This window comes from Bacillus cereus group sp. N6 (assembly GCF_016483705.1).
GTDB lineage: Bacteria > Bacillota > Bacilli > Bacillales > Bacillaceae_G > Bacillus_A > Bacillus_A wiedmannii.
In genome coordinates, this window is the sequence record NZ_JAEHBI010000331.1 from 1 (window position 1) to 238 (window position 238).

The window sequence follows — 238 nt, forward strand, 5'->3', positions numbered from 1 at the left end:
TCGATCATATCTAAACGAACTTGACAAGCAGCTCTTGTTACTTAATTAACGTTATTGATATTATTTAATTTGCTATACTCGTTTTCTTATGAATACATGCACATAGGTGACATAACGATACTGTTTTTTAATGTAACGTCCTTAATTGTATAAGGAGAAAAAAGTTCAGAATTCATCCAATAGCCTCCTAGATTGAATTTTCTAACATTGTATCATTCTTGTTTTTGTTTCCCTAATA

The 238-nt window shown here is 29.4% G+C and carries 1 pseudogene; it reads right to left on the reverse strand.

Going from position 1 to position 238, the window contains the following annotated elements:
• Nucleotides 1–89 precede the first annotated feature (89 nt).
• Nucleotides 90–176: pseudogene (locus JDS99_RS31495) on the reverse strand (oxidoreductase); the annotation flags it as partial.
• Nucleotides 177–238: the final 62 nt, after the last annotated feature.